The sequence below is a fragment of the Xanthomonas hyacinthi genome (genome assembly GCF_009769165.1).
Lineage (GTDB): Bacteria > Pseudomonadota > Gammaproteobacteria > Xanthomonadales > Xanthomonadaceae > Xanthomonas_A > Xanthomonas_A hyacinthi.
In genome coordinates this window covers 1,295,118-1,309,713 of the sequence record NZ_CP043476.1, presented here as the reverse complement: position 1 = coordinate 1,309,713, position 14,596 = coordinate 1,295,118, and the positions used below count along the sequence as shown (strand labels likewise).

At 68.1% G+C, this 14,596-nt stretch carries 15 protein-coding genes; 12 read left to right on the top strand and 3 right to left on the bottom strand.

Annotated elements, in window-relative coordinates:
• Positions 1 to 40: 40 nt before the first annotated feature.
• The 10 genes from FZ025_RS05990 to FZ025_RS05945 all read left to right on the top strand — a co-directional run bounded on the left by FZ025_RS05990 (position 41) and on the right by FZ025_RS05945 (position 8,423).
• Positions 41 to 406 carry an ATP synthase subunit I gene (locus FZ025_RS05990; RefSeq protein WP_104558638.1) on the top strand — a complete coding sequence of 122 codons (366 nt, stop codon included), beginning with the start codon at positions 41 to 43 and terminating at the stop codon, positions 404 to 406.
• Between the two features lie 27 nt (positions 407 to 433).
• The gene (gene atpB, locus FZ025_RS05985) at positions 434 to 1,228 is read left to right on the top strand and encodes a F0F1 ATP synthase subunit A (RefSeq protein WP_046978352.1); all 795 of its coding nucleotides are present in this window, start codon (positions 434 to 436) and stop codon (positions 1,226 to 1,228) included.
• A 76-nt stretch (positions 1,229 to 1,304) separates the two neighbouring features.
• Entirely contained in the window at positions 1,305 to 1,604 is a 300-nt protein-coding gene (gene atpE / locus FZ025_RS05980; protein WP_046978353.1) for a F0F1 ATP synthase subunit C, read from the top strand.
• Positions 1,605 to 1,721: 117 nt separating this feature from the next.
• A complete protein-coding gene (locus tag FZ025_RS05975; protein ID WP_046978354.1) occupies positions 1,722 to 2,192 on the top strand; it encodes a F0F1 ATP synthase subunit B in 471 nt (156 codons plus the stop codon).
• A gap of 1 nt (position 2,193) precedes the next feature.
• A complete protein-coding gene (locus FZ025_RS05970) occupies positions 2,194 to 2,721 on the top strand; it encodes a F0F1 ATP synthase subunit delta (RefSeq protein WP_046978355.1) in 528 nt (175 codons plus the stop codon).
• Positions 2,722 to 2,868: 147 nt separating this feature from the next.
• Positions 2,869 to 4,416 carry a F0F1 ATP synthase subunit alpha gene (gene atpA, locus FZ025_RS05965; protein ID WP_046978370.1) on the top strand — a complete coding sequence of 516 codons (1,548 nt, stop codon included), beginning with the start codon at positions 2,869 to 2,871 and terminating at the stop codon, positions 4,414 to 4,416.
• 117 nt (positions 4,417 to 4,533) lie between these two features.
• Positions 4,534 to 5,397, top strand: a complete 864-nt coding sequence (gene atpG / locus FZ025_RS05960; RefSeq protein WP_046978356.1) for a F0F1 ATP synthase subunit gamma — start codon at positions 4,534 to 4,536, stop codon at positions 5,395 to 5,397.
• Positions 5,398 to 5,519: 122 nt separating this feature from the next.
• Positions 5,520 to 6,926, top strand: coding sequence for a F0F1 ATP synthase subunit beta (atpD, locus tag FZ025_RS05955; RefSeq protein ID WP_046978357.1), 1,407 nt, complete (start codon positions 5,520 to 5,522; stop codon positions 6,924 to 6,926).
• A 174-nt stretch (positions 6,927 to 7,100) separates the two neighbouring features.
• Positions 7,101 to 7,523 (top strand): F0F1 ATP synthase subunit epsilon, encoded by a 423-nt coding sequence (locus FZ025_RS05950; protein ID WP_046978358.1) that lies wholly within the window; start codon positions 7,101 to 7,103, stop codon positions 7,521 to 7,523.
• A 327-nt stretch (positions 7,524 to 7,850) separates the two neighbouring features.
• Positions 7,851 to 8,423 carry a chorismate mutase gene (locus FZ025_RS05945; protein ID WP_046978359.1) on the top strand — a complete coding sequence of 191 codons (573 nt, stop codon included), beginning with the start codon at positions 7,851 to 7,853 and terminating at the stop codon, positions 8,421 to 8,423.
• Between the two features lie 202 nt (positions 8,424 to 8,625).
• Here FZ025_RS05945 and FZ025_RS05940 read toward each other — a convergent pair whose 3' ends face one another.
• Positions 8,626 to 9,009, bottom strand: a complete 384-nt coding sequence (locus FZ025_RS05940; RefSeq protein WP_046978360.1) for a GtrA family protein — start codon at positions 9,007 to 9,009, stop codon at positions 8,626 to 8,628.
• Between the two features lie 142 nt (positions 9,010 to 9,151).
• Between FZ025_RS05940 and glmU the strand changes: the two genes are divergently transcribed.
• Both glmU and FZ025_RS05930 read left to right on the top strand, forming a co-directional pair.
• Positions 9,152 to 10,516, top strand: a complete 1,365-nt coding sequence (gene glmU, locus FZ025_RS05935) for a bifunctional UDP-N-acetylglucosamine diphosphorylase/glucosamine-1-phosphate N-acetyltransferase GlmU (protein WP_046978361.1) — start codon at positions 9,152 to 9,154, stop codon at positions 10,514 to 10,516.
• 119 nt (positions 10,517 to 10,635) lie between these two features.
• A complete protein-coding gene (locus FZ025_RS05930; RefSeq protein ID WP_104558639.1) occupies positions 10,636 to 11,595 on the top strand; it encodes a right-handed parallel beta-helix repeat-containing protein in 960 nt (319 codons plus the stop codon).
• A gap of 157 nt (positions 11,596 to 11,752) precedes the next feature.
• Here FZ025_RS05930 and FZ025_RS05925 read toward each other — a convergent pair whose 3' ends face one another.
• Positions 11,753 to 13,105, bottom strand: coding sequence for a sensor histidine kinase (locus tag FZ025_RS05925; RefSeq protein WP_046978363.1), 1,353 nt, complete (start codon positions 13,103 to 13,105; stop codon positions 11,753 to 11,755).
• A complete protein-coding gene (locus FZ025_RS05920) occupies positions 13,102 to 14,439 on the bottom strand; it encodes a sigma-54-dependent transcriptional regulator (protein ID WP_046978371.1) in 1,338 nt (445 codons plus the stop codon). Before FZ025_RS05920 ends, FZ025_RS05925 begins: the two co-directional genes overlap by 4 nt.
• Positions 14,440 to 14,596 lie beyond the last annotated feature (157 nt).

Genomic DNA, 14,596 nt, shown 5'->3' with positions numbered 1-14,596 from the left:
CGAAGACGTCCTCACCCCACCACCAACTGCAGGATTTTCTGTGCTGAACTCCGTTGATGCGGGTCGGCGGCTGATGCTGCGCGCAGCGATTTACCCGCTGGTGGCGGTGGCCGTGGTCTCCCTGGCCTTCTTGCTGCTGGGGCCGAAGTACGCCATGGGCGCCGCCGCAACCGGGCTGGCGACGGTGGCGGGGGGATGGCTGGCGGCACGCACCGCGTTGAGCGGCGGCGTGCAGGCGGCAGGGGCGGCGATGGCGCGGTTGATCGTGGCCATGGTGCTGAAGTGGGTGTTGGTGTTCGCGGTACTGGCGCTGGGCTTTGCCTGGTGGCGGCTGCCTCCTCTGGCCCTGTTGGCGGGTATCGCCGTCGGGCTGATGTTCCAGGTTCTGGCTCTGGCCAGACGTTGATCCAATCACGATAAAGGCTCAGGACTCATGGCGGGCGAGGAAGCAACCCCTACCTCCTACATCCAGCACCACCTGCAGAACCTCACCTTCCAGGTGCAGGAAGGCGGGTTCTGGCAGGTGCACGTGGACACGCTGGTCATGTCGGTGCTGTCCGGCCTGCTGATGGTGGTCGGCTTCTGGATGGCCACGCGCAAGGCCACCGCCGGCGTGCCGGGCAAGTGGCAGGCGTTCGTGGAGATCCTGCTGGAGTTCGTCGACCGCCAGGTCAAGGACACCTACCACGGCACCAGCAAGCTGGTCACCCCGATCGCGATCACCCTGTTCTTCTGGATCCTGATGATGAACCTCATCAAGATGGTCCCGGCGGACTTCATCGCCAAGCCGCTCGAAATGGCCGGCGTGCACTACTGGAAGCCGGTGCCCACCGCCGACGTCAATGCCACCCTGGGCATGTCGATCAGCGTGTTCTTCCTGATGATCTTCTTCTCGCTGCGCTCCAAGGGCGTGGGCGGGATGACCAAGGAATTCCTGACCGCCCCGTTCGGCAAGTGGATGCTGCCGTTCAACCTGATCCTCAATATCGTCGAGTGGGTGAGCAAGCCGATCTCCCTGGCGATGCGACTGTTCGGCAACATGTTCGGCGGCGAGATCGTGTTCCTGCTGATCTGGGTGCTGGGCGGTGCCGGCATCGTCGGCGCGCTGGCCGGCGGCGCGTTCGGCTTCGGCTGGATGCTGTTCCACCTGCTGGTGATCCCGCTGCAGGCTTTCATCTTCATGATGCTGTCCATCGTGTATCTGAGCCTGGCGGAAGACAGCCACTGACGTTTCTGCTTCATGCGTTTCTGCAACCCTTCGTTCGATTCACCATCCTCAAGCAACTTTGTTCTCGGAGAAAACCATGTACTTCGCCGTCCTGACCAACCTCGCCCAAGTCCAGAGCTCCACCGTCCTCGCCGTCGGCATCATGATCGGCCTGGCCGCGCTGGGCGCCGGCCTCGGTCTGGCCATCATGGCCGGCAAGTTCCTGGAGTCGGCCGCGCGCCAGCCGGAACTGATCCCGGTGCTGCAGGTGCGCATGTTCATCACCGCCGGCCTGATCGACGCCGCGTTCATCATCAGCGTCGCGGTCGGCCTGTTGTTCGCGTTCGCCAACCCGATGATCGGCGAGTTCGTGTCGCGCCTGCCGCAGGGCGGCTGATCCAGTCGCACCGGCGGACGGCCGCGGCGATGCGGCCGCCCCGCTGCGGATGAAGGTTCGGACGCGCCCGCCGCAATGGCGGCGCGTCCACCCCGTCACTTTGGCTGAGCGTACCCAATGAATATCGGTCTCACCCTCTTTGCCCAGGCGCTGGCGTTTGCCGGTCTGATCTGGATCGTCGCGACCAAGATCTGGCCGCCGCTGATGCAGGCCATCGAAGCGCGCCAACAGAAGATCGCCGAAGGCCTCGCCGCCGCCGATCGCAGCCAGAAGGATCTGGCGCAGGCGCAGGAAAAGGTCAACGAAGTGCTGAAGGACGCACGCGTCAAGGCCAACGAGATCATCGACCAGGCCCACGCGCGCGCCAACCAGATCGTCGAGGCGGCCAAGCACGAGGCGATCGCCGAGGCCAGCCGGCAGAAGGACCTGGCCCAGGCCGAGATCGACGCTGCGGCCAACCGTGCGCGCGAAGAGCTGCGTCGCCAGGTGTCGCTGCTGGCGGTGAGCGGTGCGGAAAAGCTGCTCAAGCGCGAAATCGACGCCAACGCCCACAAGGCGCTGCTCGACGCGCTGGCGGCGGAGATCTGAGATGAGCCAGGCCCTCACACTGGCGCGTCCGTATGCCCGCGCCGCGTTCGCCGCGGCCAGCGATGCCGGCAAGCTCGCGCCGTGGTCGCAGGCGCTGGCGTTCTCCGCCCAGGTCGCGGCCGATCCGCGCGTGGCCGCGTTGCTGCACAACCCGCAGCTGCAGCGCGAGCAGGCAGTGGCGCTGCTGGCGCCGCAGGTGGCCGACGAGCAGTACGCGCGCTTCCTGAGCCTGCTGGCCGAAGGGCAGCGGCTGCCGCTGCTGCCCGAGATCGCCGGGCTGTACGATCAGCTGCGTGCCGAGGCCGAATGCGTGGTCAAGGCCAACGTGACCTCGGCCACCCGGCTCAGCGAGGCGGAAGTGGCCTCGTTGAAGGTGGCGTTGAAGCAGCGCTTCGGCCGCGAGGTCGAGATCACCACGGCGGTGGACGCTTCGCTGATCGGCGGCGCGGTGATCGACGCCGGCGACGTGGTCATCGACGGTTCGCTGAAAGGCAAGCTGTCGCGCCTGCACTCCGCACTGGCCCACTAAGAAGCGGGAATGGCGAATAGAGAAGCGAGAACCCGGCCCGGCGGCGACGCCACCTGCGATTCCCGATTCCCCATTCCCGATTCTCAAAGAAGCTAACCAAACGTCGCCATCCGCCTTCGTGCGGTGGACGATCCGAAGGAAACCAAGATGGCAACCACGCTCAACCCCTCCGAAATCAGCGAACTGATCAAGAACCGCATCGAGCAGGTCACGCTGACCGCGGAGTCGCGCAACGAAGGCACGGTCACCAGCGTGTCCGACGGCATCGTGCGCATCTTCGGCCTGGCCGACGTGATGCAGGGCGAAATGATCGAACTGCCGAACGAGACCTACGCCCTGGCGCTGAACCTGGAGCGCGACTCGGTCGGCGCCGTGGTGCTCGGCGACTACGAGAACCTGCGCGAAGGCGACGTGGCCAAGACCACCGGCCGCATCCTGGAAGTGCCGGTGGGCAAGGAACTGCTCGGCCGCGTGGTCAACGCGCTGGGCGAGCCGATCGACGGCAAGGGCCCGCTGGGTACCACGCAGACCGCGCCGGTGGAGCGCGTGGCGCCGGGCGTGATCTGGCGCAAGTCGGTCGACCAGCCGGTGCAGACCGGCTACAAGTCGGTCGATGCGATGATCCCGATCGGCCGCGGCCAGCGCGAGCTGGTCATCGGCGACCGCCAGACCGGCAAGACCGCGCTGGCGATCGATGCGGTGATCAACCAGAAGGCCACCGGCATCAAGTGCGTGTACGTGGCGATCGGGCAGAAGGCCTCGACCGTGGCCAACATCGTGCGCAAGCTGGAAGAGAACGGCGCGCTGGCGCACACCATCGTGGTCGCCGCGACCGCCTCCGAATCGGCGGCGATGCAGTACATCAGCGCCTACGCCGGCTGCACCATGGGCGAGTACTTCATGGACCGCGGCGAAGACGCGCTGATCGTGTACGACGATCTGTCCAAGCAGGCCGTGGCCTACCGCCAGATCTCGTTGCTGCTGAAGCGCCCGCCGGGCCGCGAAGCGTATCCGGGCGACGTGTTCTACCTGCACAGCCGCCTGCTGGAGCGCGCCGCGCGCGTGTCCGAGGACTACGTGGAGAAGTTCACCGACGGCGCGGTCAAGGGCAAGACCGGCTCGCTGACCGCGCTGCCGATCATCGAGACCCAGGCCGGCGACGTGTCCGCGTTCGTGCCGACCAACGTGATCTCGATCACCGACGGCCAGATCTTCCTGGAAACCGACCTGTTCAACGCCGGCATCCGCCCGGCGGTGAACGCCGGCATCTCGGTGTCGCGCGTCGGCGGCGCCGCGCAGACCAAGATCATCAAGAAGCTCTCCGGCGGCATCCGCATCTCGCTGGCGCAGTACCGCGAGCTGGCGGCGTTCGCGCAGTTCGCCTCGGACCTGGACGAAGCCACCCGCAAGCAGCTCGAGCGCGGCCAGCGCGTCACCGAGCTGATGAAGCAGAAACAGTACCTGCCGATGTCCATCGCCAACCAGGCGCTGTCGATCTACGCGGTCAACGAAGGCTTCCTGGACGACGTGCCGGTCAACAAGATCGGCGCGTTCGAGGAAGGCCTGCACGCGCACTTCGCCAACACCGCCGGCGAGCTGATCGCCAAGGTCGACGACAGCGGCGACTGGAACGGCGAGATCGAAGCGGCGTTCAAGAAGGGCATCGGCGAGTTCAAGACCACGGGCAGCTGGTAATCCAGCTGCAGGGAATCGGGAATCGAGAATAGGGAATCGTAGGAGCGGGATCCGGGCTTTGCCCATTCCCGATTCTCCATTCCCCATTCCCACGAAGCGAGCAAAGCGAGCGAGAGCATGGCAGGCGGACGCGAAATCAAAACCAAGATCAAGAGCGTGCAGAACACCCGCAAGGTGACGCGCGCGCTCGAGATGGTCTCGGCCTCCAAGATCCGCAAGGCGCAGGATCGGATGAAGACCTCGCGTCCGTACGCGCAGGCGATGAAGCAGGTGATCGGGCATCTGGCGCAGGCCAGCACCGACTACACGCATCCGTTCCTGGTGCAGCGCGATGCGGTCAAGCGCGTCGGCTACATCGTGATCTCCTCCGATCGCGGCCTGGCCGGCGGCCTCAACAACAACCTGTTCCGCAAGATGCTGGGCGAAGTGCGCCAGTGGCAGGACCAGGGCGCCGGCATCGACGTGGTCACCATCGGCCAGAAGGCCTCGGTGTTCTTTCGCCGGCTCAAGGTCGACATGGTCGGCAGCGTCAGCCATCTCGGCGACGTGCCGCAGCTGCAGCAGCTGATCGGCGTGATCAAGGTGATGCTGGATGCGTTCACCGAGGGCAAGATCGACCGCGTCTACCTGGTCTACAACCGCTTCGTGAACACGATGGCGCAGAAGGCCAGCTTCGACCAGCTGCTGCCGCTGCCGCCGGCGGAGAACCAGGTCGCGCACCACGACTGGGACTACCTGTACGAACCCGATGCCGCGAGCGTGCTGGAGCACGTGATGACGCGCTACATCGAATCGCTGGTGTACCAGGCGGTGCTGGAGAACGTCGCGTCCGAGCATGCCGCGCGCATGGTCGCGATGAAGGCCGCCAGCGACAACGCCAACAAACTGATCAGCACCTTGCAGCTGATCTACAACAAGGCGCGGCAGGCGGCGATCACCCAGGAAATTTCCGAGATCGTCGGCGGCGCGGCCGCTGTGTAGCCGGGAATGGGGAATGGAGAAACGGGAATGGTCGAAGCAGTCGCATTTGATCCTCCCATTCCCGATTCCCCGTTCCCCATTCCCGACACCAGTTTCGAATAGACATTAGTGGAGTTATCCAAATGAGTCAGGGCAAGATCGTTCAGATCATCGGCGCGGTCGTCGACGTCGAATTCGCGCGTGCCGATGTGCCGAAGATTTACGACGCACTGAAGGTCGAAGGCACCGCCATCACGCTGGAAGTGCAGCAGCAGCTGGGCGACGGCATCGTGCGCACCATCGCGCTCGGCTCCACCGACGGCCTCAAGCGCAACCTGGTGGCAACCAATACCGGCCGTGCGATCTCGGTGCCGGTCGGTCCGGGCACGCTGGGCCGGATCATGGACGTGCTGGGCCGCCCGATCGACGAGGCCGGCGAGGTGCAGGCCACCGACCATTGGGAAATCCACCGCGCCGCGCCGAGCTACGAAGACCAGTCCTCGGCCACCGAGCTGCTGGAAACCGGCATCAAGGTCATCGACCTGATGTGCCCGATCTCCAGGGGCGGCAAGGTCGGCCTGTTCGGCGGCGCCGGCGTCGGCAAGACCGTCAACATGATGGAACTGATCAACAACATCGCCAAGGCGCACTCGGGCCTGTCGGTGTTCGCCGGTGTGGGCGAGCGTACCCGCGAGGGCAACGACTTCTACCACGAGATGAAGGACTCCAACGTCCTGGACAAGGTGGCGATGGTGTACGGCCAGATGAACGAGCCGCCGGGCAACCGCCTGCGCGTGGCACTGACCGGCCTGACCATGGCCGAGTACTTCCGCGACGAGAAGGACGAAAACGGCAAGGGCAAGGACGTGCTGCTGTTCGTCGACAACATCTACCGCTACACGCTGGCCGGTACCGAAGTGTCGGCGCTGCTGGGGCGCATGCCGTCGGCGGTGGGCTACCAGCCGACCCTGGCCGAGGAAATGGGCGTGCTGCAGGAGCGCATCACCTCGACCAAGACCGGCTCGATCACCTCGATCCAGGCCGTGTACGTGCCTGCGGACGACTACACCGACCCGTCGCCGGCGACCACCTTCGCCCACCTCGATTCGACCGTGGCGCTGTCGCGCAGCATCGCCTCGCTGGGTATCTATCCGGCGGTGGATCCGCTGGACTCGACCTCGCGCATGATGGATCCGAACGTGATCGGGCACGAGCACTACGACACCGCCCGCCGCGTGCAGATGACCCTGCAGAAGTACAAGGAACTGAAGGACATCATCGCGATCCTGGGCATGGACGAACTGTCCGAAGAGGACAAACAGTCGGTGTCGCGCGCGCGCAAGATCGAGCGCTTCTTCAGCCAACCGTTCCACGTGGCCGAAGTGTTCACTGGCTCGCCGGGCAAGTACGTGTCGCTGAAGGACACCATCCGCAGCTTCAAGGGCATCGTCGACGGCGAATACGACCACCTGCCGGAGCAGGCGTTCTACATGGTCGGCAGCATCGAAGAGGCGGTCGAGAAGGCCAGGAAGATGGCCGAGAAGGCCTGATCTGGATCCCGGCCGCGTTGCGGCCGGCATCCGGGAATGGGGAATCGGGAATCGAGAATCGTAAAGGCGGGACACGTGGCATCCGAGGCATCGCGTAGTGGTTAAGAGAAGGCAACTCGCTTCTCCCATTCCCGATTCCCGATTCCCGATTCCCGCCTCACCCAGTGAGGCACCATGAGCACCATCCGTTGCGACATCGTCAGCGCCGAGCACGAGATCTACCACGGTGAAGCGACCCTGGTGGTCGCCACCGGCGAGTTGGGCGAGCTGGGCATCGCGCCCAAGCACGCGCCGCTGATCACCCGGCTCAAGCCCGGCAAGGTGGTGGTCACCACCGCCAGCGGCGAGCAGCTGGATTTCGCCATTTCCGGCGGCATCCTGGAGGTGCAGCCGCAGGTGGTGACGATCCTGGCCGACACCGCGATCCGCGCGCAGGACATCGACGAAGCCTCGGTGCGCAAGGCCAAGGACGAAGCCGAGCGCATGCTCGCCCACCGTGGCGAAGGCATCGACGTGGCCGCGGCGCAGGCCAAGCTGGCGGAAGTCGCCGCGCAGCTGCAGGCGCTGGAGCGCCTGCGCAAGAACCTCAAGCACTGAGCCAAACCGCGCGCCGCCCGGCGGCCGCCCGAGCGCGACGAAAACGCCGGCGATTGCCGGCGTTTTCGTTGGTGAGATGCGCCGGGTGCGGGGCGTGCCCGGCCGTTTCGCAGCGGCGGCAACGCATGCGCGGCATCGCACGCGCCGCCGGCGCCGCGCGCAACTGAGTGACGCGGCGCACGGCGCTGGCTTTATCGCCGCTGACTCGATTGCGCGCGCGCGTCGCAACCGCGGCGTGCTGCAACGAAATCGTCCAACGGCTTCGGCAAGATGGCGGGCCGATCTGCACCTCCTTTCCCCACGCAGACGGTTTTCAGGAGAGACACGATGACCGCTTCCGTTGCTGCCACACTCCCGCGCGTGCTGAGCGCGCTGCTGGCCGGTACCGCCATGCTGGGCTGCGCGATGCCCGCGCGCAGCGCCACGCCGCTCGAACCGCTGCTCGACCGCATCGTCGAACGCAACGCGATCGGCGACCAGGTCGCGCTGAGCAAATGGGACAGCGGCAAGCCGGTGCTGGACGCCACGCGCGAGGCCGCGGTGCTGGCCGGCGTGCGCGCGCAGGCGCCGGCGCACGGCGTGGATGCGGACGACGCGGCGCGCTTCTTCGGCATGCAGATCGAGTCCAACAAGCTGGTGCAATACCAGCTGCTGGCGCGCTGGCGGCTGCGCGGCCGTGCCCCCGACCAGCCGCGTCCGGACCTGACCGCGCTGCGCGCGCGCCTGGACCAGTTGCAGGGCGAGATGCTGGACGCCCTGCAGGCCAGCGCCGCGGCCCGGCAGGCGCCGGATTGCCCGGCGGCGACCGCGCGTGCGGCCGAGGCCTATGCGCTGCGTTGGCAGCTGGACCAGGTCCATCGCACCGCGCTGGTGCGCAGCCTGGGCGATTTCTGCCGCTGAGCGGGGCGGGCGCCGTCGCATGCGGTCGCACGCGACGGCGCCATCGACGGCGCGTAGGCCAGGTGGGCCGGTGCGCGTGGGCTGCCTTCATGTGGTGGGAGCGCCTTCAGTCGCGACGGGCTCTCCCGGTAAAGCCCGTCGCGACTGAAGGCGCTCCCACAAGTGTCCAGCGCGCTGCGTGCCGCGCCTGCTGCGCCCGCCCCTAGCGGTACACCACGTGCCGGCCCAGGAAGAACGACAGCACCGCCAGCAGGCCTTCGACCACCGGTTTGGCCAGCCAGGCCAGGCGCAGGCCCAGCGCGTCCACGCACAGCGCCACCAGCCAGGTGCTGAGCAGGGTCAGCACGATCCACAGCGCCATGAAGCGGCCGAAGCGCTGCCAGCCCAGGCGCGCGGCGTCGCCGCTGGCGAAGGTGATGCGGCCGTTGAGCCAGAAGCCGAGCAGGGCGCCGCACACGCGGCCGAGCACGTTGGCCGGGATCGGCGGCATGCCGGCGGCGGTCGCCGCGACGAACACGCTCCAGTCGATCAGCAGTTGCAGCAATCCGATCACGACGAATTGACCGCTCTGGCGCAGCAGACTCATGCAAGCCCCGGGTTGGGATCAAGCGCGCATGCTAGCGTCTGCCGCGCAGATGTAAATGCCGCGCGGCGCGATGGCGCCGGCATTGCGGCACGCAGACGCGGCTGCCTCTAAAATCCTGGTCTCCCCGCAATGGAACCTGCCCATGAGCCTGCCCCTGCACGTCGTGATCCTCGCCGCCGGCGCGGGCAAGCGGATGAAGTCGGCCAAGCCCAAGGTGCTGCAACCGCTCGCCGGCCGGCCGATGCTGGCGCACGTGATCGAAACCGCGCGCCAGCTGCAGCCGGCGGCGATCCATGTGGTCTACGGCCATGGCGGCGACGCGGTACGCGCGGCCTTCGGCGAGCAGCCGGATCTGCTGTGGGCCGAGCAGGCGCAGCAGCTGGGCACCGGGCATGCGCTGCAGCAGGCGATGGCCGCGGTGCCGGACGCGGCCACGGTGCTGGTGCTGTACGGCGACGTGCCGCTGATCCGCGCCGACACCCTGCTGCGCCTGCTGCATTCGCCGGGGCGGCTGGCGGTGCTGGTGGCCGAGCCCGGGGATCCCAGCGGCTACGGCCGCATCGTGCGCGACGCGGCGGGCAAGGTCGCCGCGATCGTGGAGCACAAGGAGGCCGACGACGAGCAGCGCCGCATCCGCATCGTCAACACCGGCATCGTCACCGCCGAATCCACCGCGCTCAAGCGCTGGCTGGCGCAGCTGCGCAGCGACAACGCGCAGGGCGAGTACTACCTCACCGACGTGTTCGCCGCCGCCGCCGCCGAGTTCACCCCGGCGGAGATGGTGCTGGTGGCCGATCCGATCGAGGCCGAAGGCGCCAACGACCCGTGGCAGCTGGCGCAGCTGGAGCGCGCCTGGCAGCTGCGCGCGGCGCGTGCGCTGTGCGCGCAGGGCGCGCACCTGCTGGATCCGAACCGGCTGGACCAGCGCGGCCGCGTGCGCGTGGGCCGCGATGTGCGCATCGACGTGAACGTGGTGCTGGAAGGCGAGGTGGAACTGGGCGACGGGGTCAGCATCGGCCCGTTCGTGCGGCTCAAGGACGTGGTCCTGGGGCCGGGCACCGAAGTGCGTGCGCACTGCGACCTGGAAGGGGTGGTCACCGAAGGCGCGGTGCAGATCGGTCCGTTCGCGCGGCTGCGGCCGGGCACGGTGCTGGCCGACGGCGTGCACATCGGCAACTTCGTCGAGACCAAGAAGGCGGTGCTCGGCGTCGGCAGCAAGGCCAACCATCTGAGCTATCTGGGCGATGCGCTGATCGGCAGCGGGGTCAACATCGGCGCCGGCACCATCACCTGCAACTACGACGGCGTGAACAAGTCGCAGACCACGATCGGCGACGACGTCTTCGTCGGTTCCAACAGCGCGCTGGTGGCGCCGGTGACGATCGGGACCGGGGCGACCATCGGCGCCGGTTCGGTGATCACGCGCGATGCGCCGGCCGGGCAGCTCACCGTGGCGCGGGCGCGGCAGAGCACGCACGCAGGCTGGAAGCGGCCGACGAAGAAATAGCGGGTCGCGCGTCCGCCGGCAGCGTGACAGGCATCGCACCCGCAGGGGCGGTGCCGCGCTAAGGTGGCGCGGCTGGCCAGGCACGGCGCCAGCGTCGCAACGGTCCACGGAGGTGTTCGATGCTGCTACGACGCAGGCGGTGGTGGGGGCTGGCGCTGCTGCTGGCCACGGCGGGCGCCGTGCATGCGCAGACCTTTCACCTGTACCTGGCGCCCGACGGCGACGACGCTGCGGCCGGGACCAGTGCCGCGACCGCGCTGCAGACCCTGGCCGCAGCGCAGCAGCGCCTGCAGGCGCAGGCGCCGACCACCGAAGTGGAGATCGTGGTCGCGGCCGGCACCTACCTGGGCCAGTCGGTGCGCTGGACGTTCCGCAACGGCGCGCCGCTGCGCATCGCCGCCGCCGCCGGCGCCGCCACGATGCCGCACTTCGACGGGCGCGGCGGCGGCACCTGGTTCACCCTGCGCGGCGGCGGCAACCAGCGCACCCAGCTGCAGGTGGTCGGCCTGGAGGTCAGCGACTACTGGATGGCGATGGATCTGGGCAGCAGCAATGCGGCCGCCGACGGCAATGCCGGCAACGCGATCCGCGGCATGCGCTTCAGCCGCATCGGCGGCATCCACGGCCAGGGCGATCCGGCGTACTCGTATGCGGCGATCCGGCTGCAGAACTCGCGCGACAACGCGATCGCCGACAACCAGTTCAGCGCGATCGAGAACAGCACGGAAACCTCCGGCTACATCCATGCGCTGTACCTGGCGCGGCATTCGAGCGGCAATACGGTCGAAGGCAACAGTTTCACCGACGTCAACGGCGACGCGGTGCGCACCCGCGATGCGTCCGACGACACCGAGCTGCGCGGCAACCATTTCGTGCGCGCCGGCAAGTACGCCGCGTTCTCCGACTGGTTCGATCCGGAGCAGGGCGAATGCCCGTCGCAGGGCGGGCGCTTCATCGACAACACGGTCGGCGCCGGCTATTACGGTGCGATTCCGGCCACCGCCACGACCGGGGCCGACGATGCCTGCGGCGCGCTGGCCACGCCGCGCATCGTCGAGAGTGGGACGATGCGCGAGTGAAGCTGGGTACTGCAGCGGCGCATCTTTGGTGTTCGGCGCGGTGAGGGAATTTGTCGGAGCGACTTCAGTCGCGACGGGGCTTGCCGGTAACGCCTGTCGCGACTGAAGTCGCTCCCACAGTGGCACCATCAAGTGGCATCGTCTGGACCGAAATGCGCTAGCCCGCCAACGTCAGCGGCAGCTGCACCGCCACGCACAGCCCGCCTTCGTCGCGGTTCTGCAGCGACAGGCGGCCGCCGTGCGCCTCGACGATCTCGCGGGTCAGCGCCAGGCCCAGGCCGGTGCCGTTGCGCTTGGTCGAATAGAACGGCATCAGCGCGTTGTGCAGCACCGCCTCGTTCATGCCGCTGCCGCGGTCCAGCACCTCGATGCGCAGCCATTCGGAGCGGGTGGAGACGCGGATGCGCACGCTGTCGGCCGGCGCCAGGCCCTCGGGGCTGGATTCGTGCGCGTTCTTGACCAGGTTGAGCAGCGCCTGCTGCAACTGTGCCGGATCGACCCGGCTGTGCAGGTCGGGCGCTTCCAGTTCCAGCGCGAACGGGATCTGCTGCTGCAGCCCGCCCAGGAACTGCGCCCAGTGCACGGTCTGCAATTGCGGCTGCGGCAATTTGGCGAAGCGCGCGTAGCCGCGGATGAAGCCTTCCAGGTGCCGTGCGCGCTCCTCGATGGTGCCGAAGACTTCTTCCAGCCGCTCCACCTTCTGCCGCCGCACCAGCTCGGCGCCGGAATGCGCCAGCGAGGCGATCGGCGCCAGCGAGTTGTTCAATTCGTGGCTGATGACCCGGATCACCTTCTTCCAGGTATGCACTTCCTGGCGGCGCAGTTCGGCGGTGAGCAGGCGGAGCAGCAGCAGTTCGTGCGGGCGGCCGTTGAGGCGGAAGCGGCGCCGCGACAGATGGTAGACCTGCTCCTCTTCCGGATCCTCGTCGTCGTCGATGGTGAACAGGCTGTCGCCACCGCGCGCCACCGCCTCGCGCAGCGCCGGCGGCATGCCCAGCAGCAGGTCGTCCAGGCGCTGGCCTTCCAGTTTCCAGCCGCCGTGCAGCAGTTTGCGCGCGGCCAGGTTGGAGAACACCACGCGGCGCAGGCCGTCGCCGCCGTTGGAGGTGAGTAGCATCGCCACCGGCGTGTTCTGCACCATGGTGTCGAGCATCAGTTCGCGCTGCGCCAGGCCCTGGCGCTGTTCGCGCAGGATCTCGCCGAGCTGCCGGTGCGCGGCGACCATTTCGCCCAGCTCGTCGTCGCCGCGCCAGTGCACGCCGAAGTTGTACTCGCCGTCGCGGTAGCTGCTGACGGTGCCGGCCAGGGCGCGGAACAGCGAGCGCATCGGCGCGGTGGCCAGGCGCAGCGTCCACCACATCAGCGCCAGCAGCAGCAGCGCCGACAGCGTTACCACTTCCCAGCCGCGGTCCATCCAGTACGCCAGCAGCCACGGCATCGCCGCGGCCAGCGCCAGCACCGGCAGCAGGCGCAGGAACAGGCCGACGGTGAAGGAGCGGCGCAGTTTCATTCGCGCGGGATGCCGTAGCGGTCCATGCGCCGGTACAGCGCCTGCCGGCTCATGCCCAGTTCGGCCGCGGCCTGGGCGATGACGCCGTTGGCGCGGCCGAGCACCGCGACGATGCGCTCGCGGTCCGGTTCGGCACCGGCGGCGGGGCGCGGCGCTGCCGGCTTGGGCAGGTTGAGGTCGGCGGCCTCGATCAGGCGGCCGCCGGCCAGCAGTTCGGCGCGCTGGATCACGTTGCGCAGCTCGCGCACGTTGCCGGGCCAGGCATGCCGCTGCAGCGCCTGCGCGGCGCCGGCCGACAGCGGCTTGGCGCCGGACAGGAAGTGCTCGGCCAGCGGCAGGATGTCGCCGGGGCGGTCGGCCAGCGCCGGCAGCGACAGCTCCACCGCGTTGAGCCGGTAGTACAGATCCTCGCGGAACGCGCCGTCGCGGATCATCGTGGCCAGATCGGCATTGGTGGCACTGATCACCCGCACCTTGACCTGGCGCTCGCGGTTGGAGCCGAGCCGTTCGAAGCGGCCGGTCTCCAGCACGCGCAGCAGTTTCATCTGCCCGGCCAGCGACAGGTTGCCGATCTCGTCCAGGAACAAGGTACCGCCGTCGGCCGCCTCGAACTTGCCTTCGCGGACCTTGTTGGCGCCGGTATAGGCGCCGGCCTCGGCGCCGAACAATTCGGCTTCGATCAGCTCGGCCGGAATCGCGCCGCAGTTCAGGGCCACGAACGGGCCCTGCCGCATCGGCGAATTGGCCTGGACGATCTCGGCGATCTTCTCCTTGCCGCTGCCGTTGGGGCCGGTGATCAGCACCGGCAGTTCCGAGCGCGCGACCTGGCAGGCCAGGGCGATGGCGCGCTCGCTGGCCGGGTCGGCGAACACCGCGCCGCGCAGCTCGTAGCGCTGCGCCAGTTGCTGGCGATGGCGGCGTTCGCCGTCGCGGCGCCGTTCCAGTTCGCGCCGTGCCTCGGACAGTTCCAGCAGGTTGTTGACCGTGGTCAGCAGCTTGTGGTCGTCCCAGGGCTTGGCCAGGTAGTCGGCGGCGCCGGCCTTGACCAGCTCCACCGCGCTGCTGAGCTGGGTCCAGGCGGTCAGCAGGATCACCGGCAGGTCCGGATGGCGCGCGCGGATCGCATCGAACAGGGCCACGCCTTCCTCGCCGGAGGTGGTGTCGGCGGTGAAGTTCATGTCCTGCAGCACCAGATCGATGTCGCCGTCGGCCAGGCGTTGCAGTCCGGCGTGCGGACTGTCCGCATGCACCGTGTCGATGTCGTGCAGGGAGAACAGCACTTCCAGCGCGGTGGCGACGGCGGGGTTGTCGTCGATGATCAGGATGCAGGGCATCGGGAACCTTGGCGGATGGCCTGGACGGAACGGGCGAACGGAGAACGCGTCGGCATCATCGCAGTCGCGGCGCGGCTTGTCGTGTGCGCCAGCGGCCGCCGACGTGCGGCCGATACCGTCGCCGGTGCGCGCGAGATGGCGGCCACGCGCATGCGCA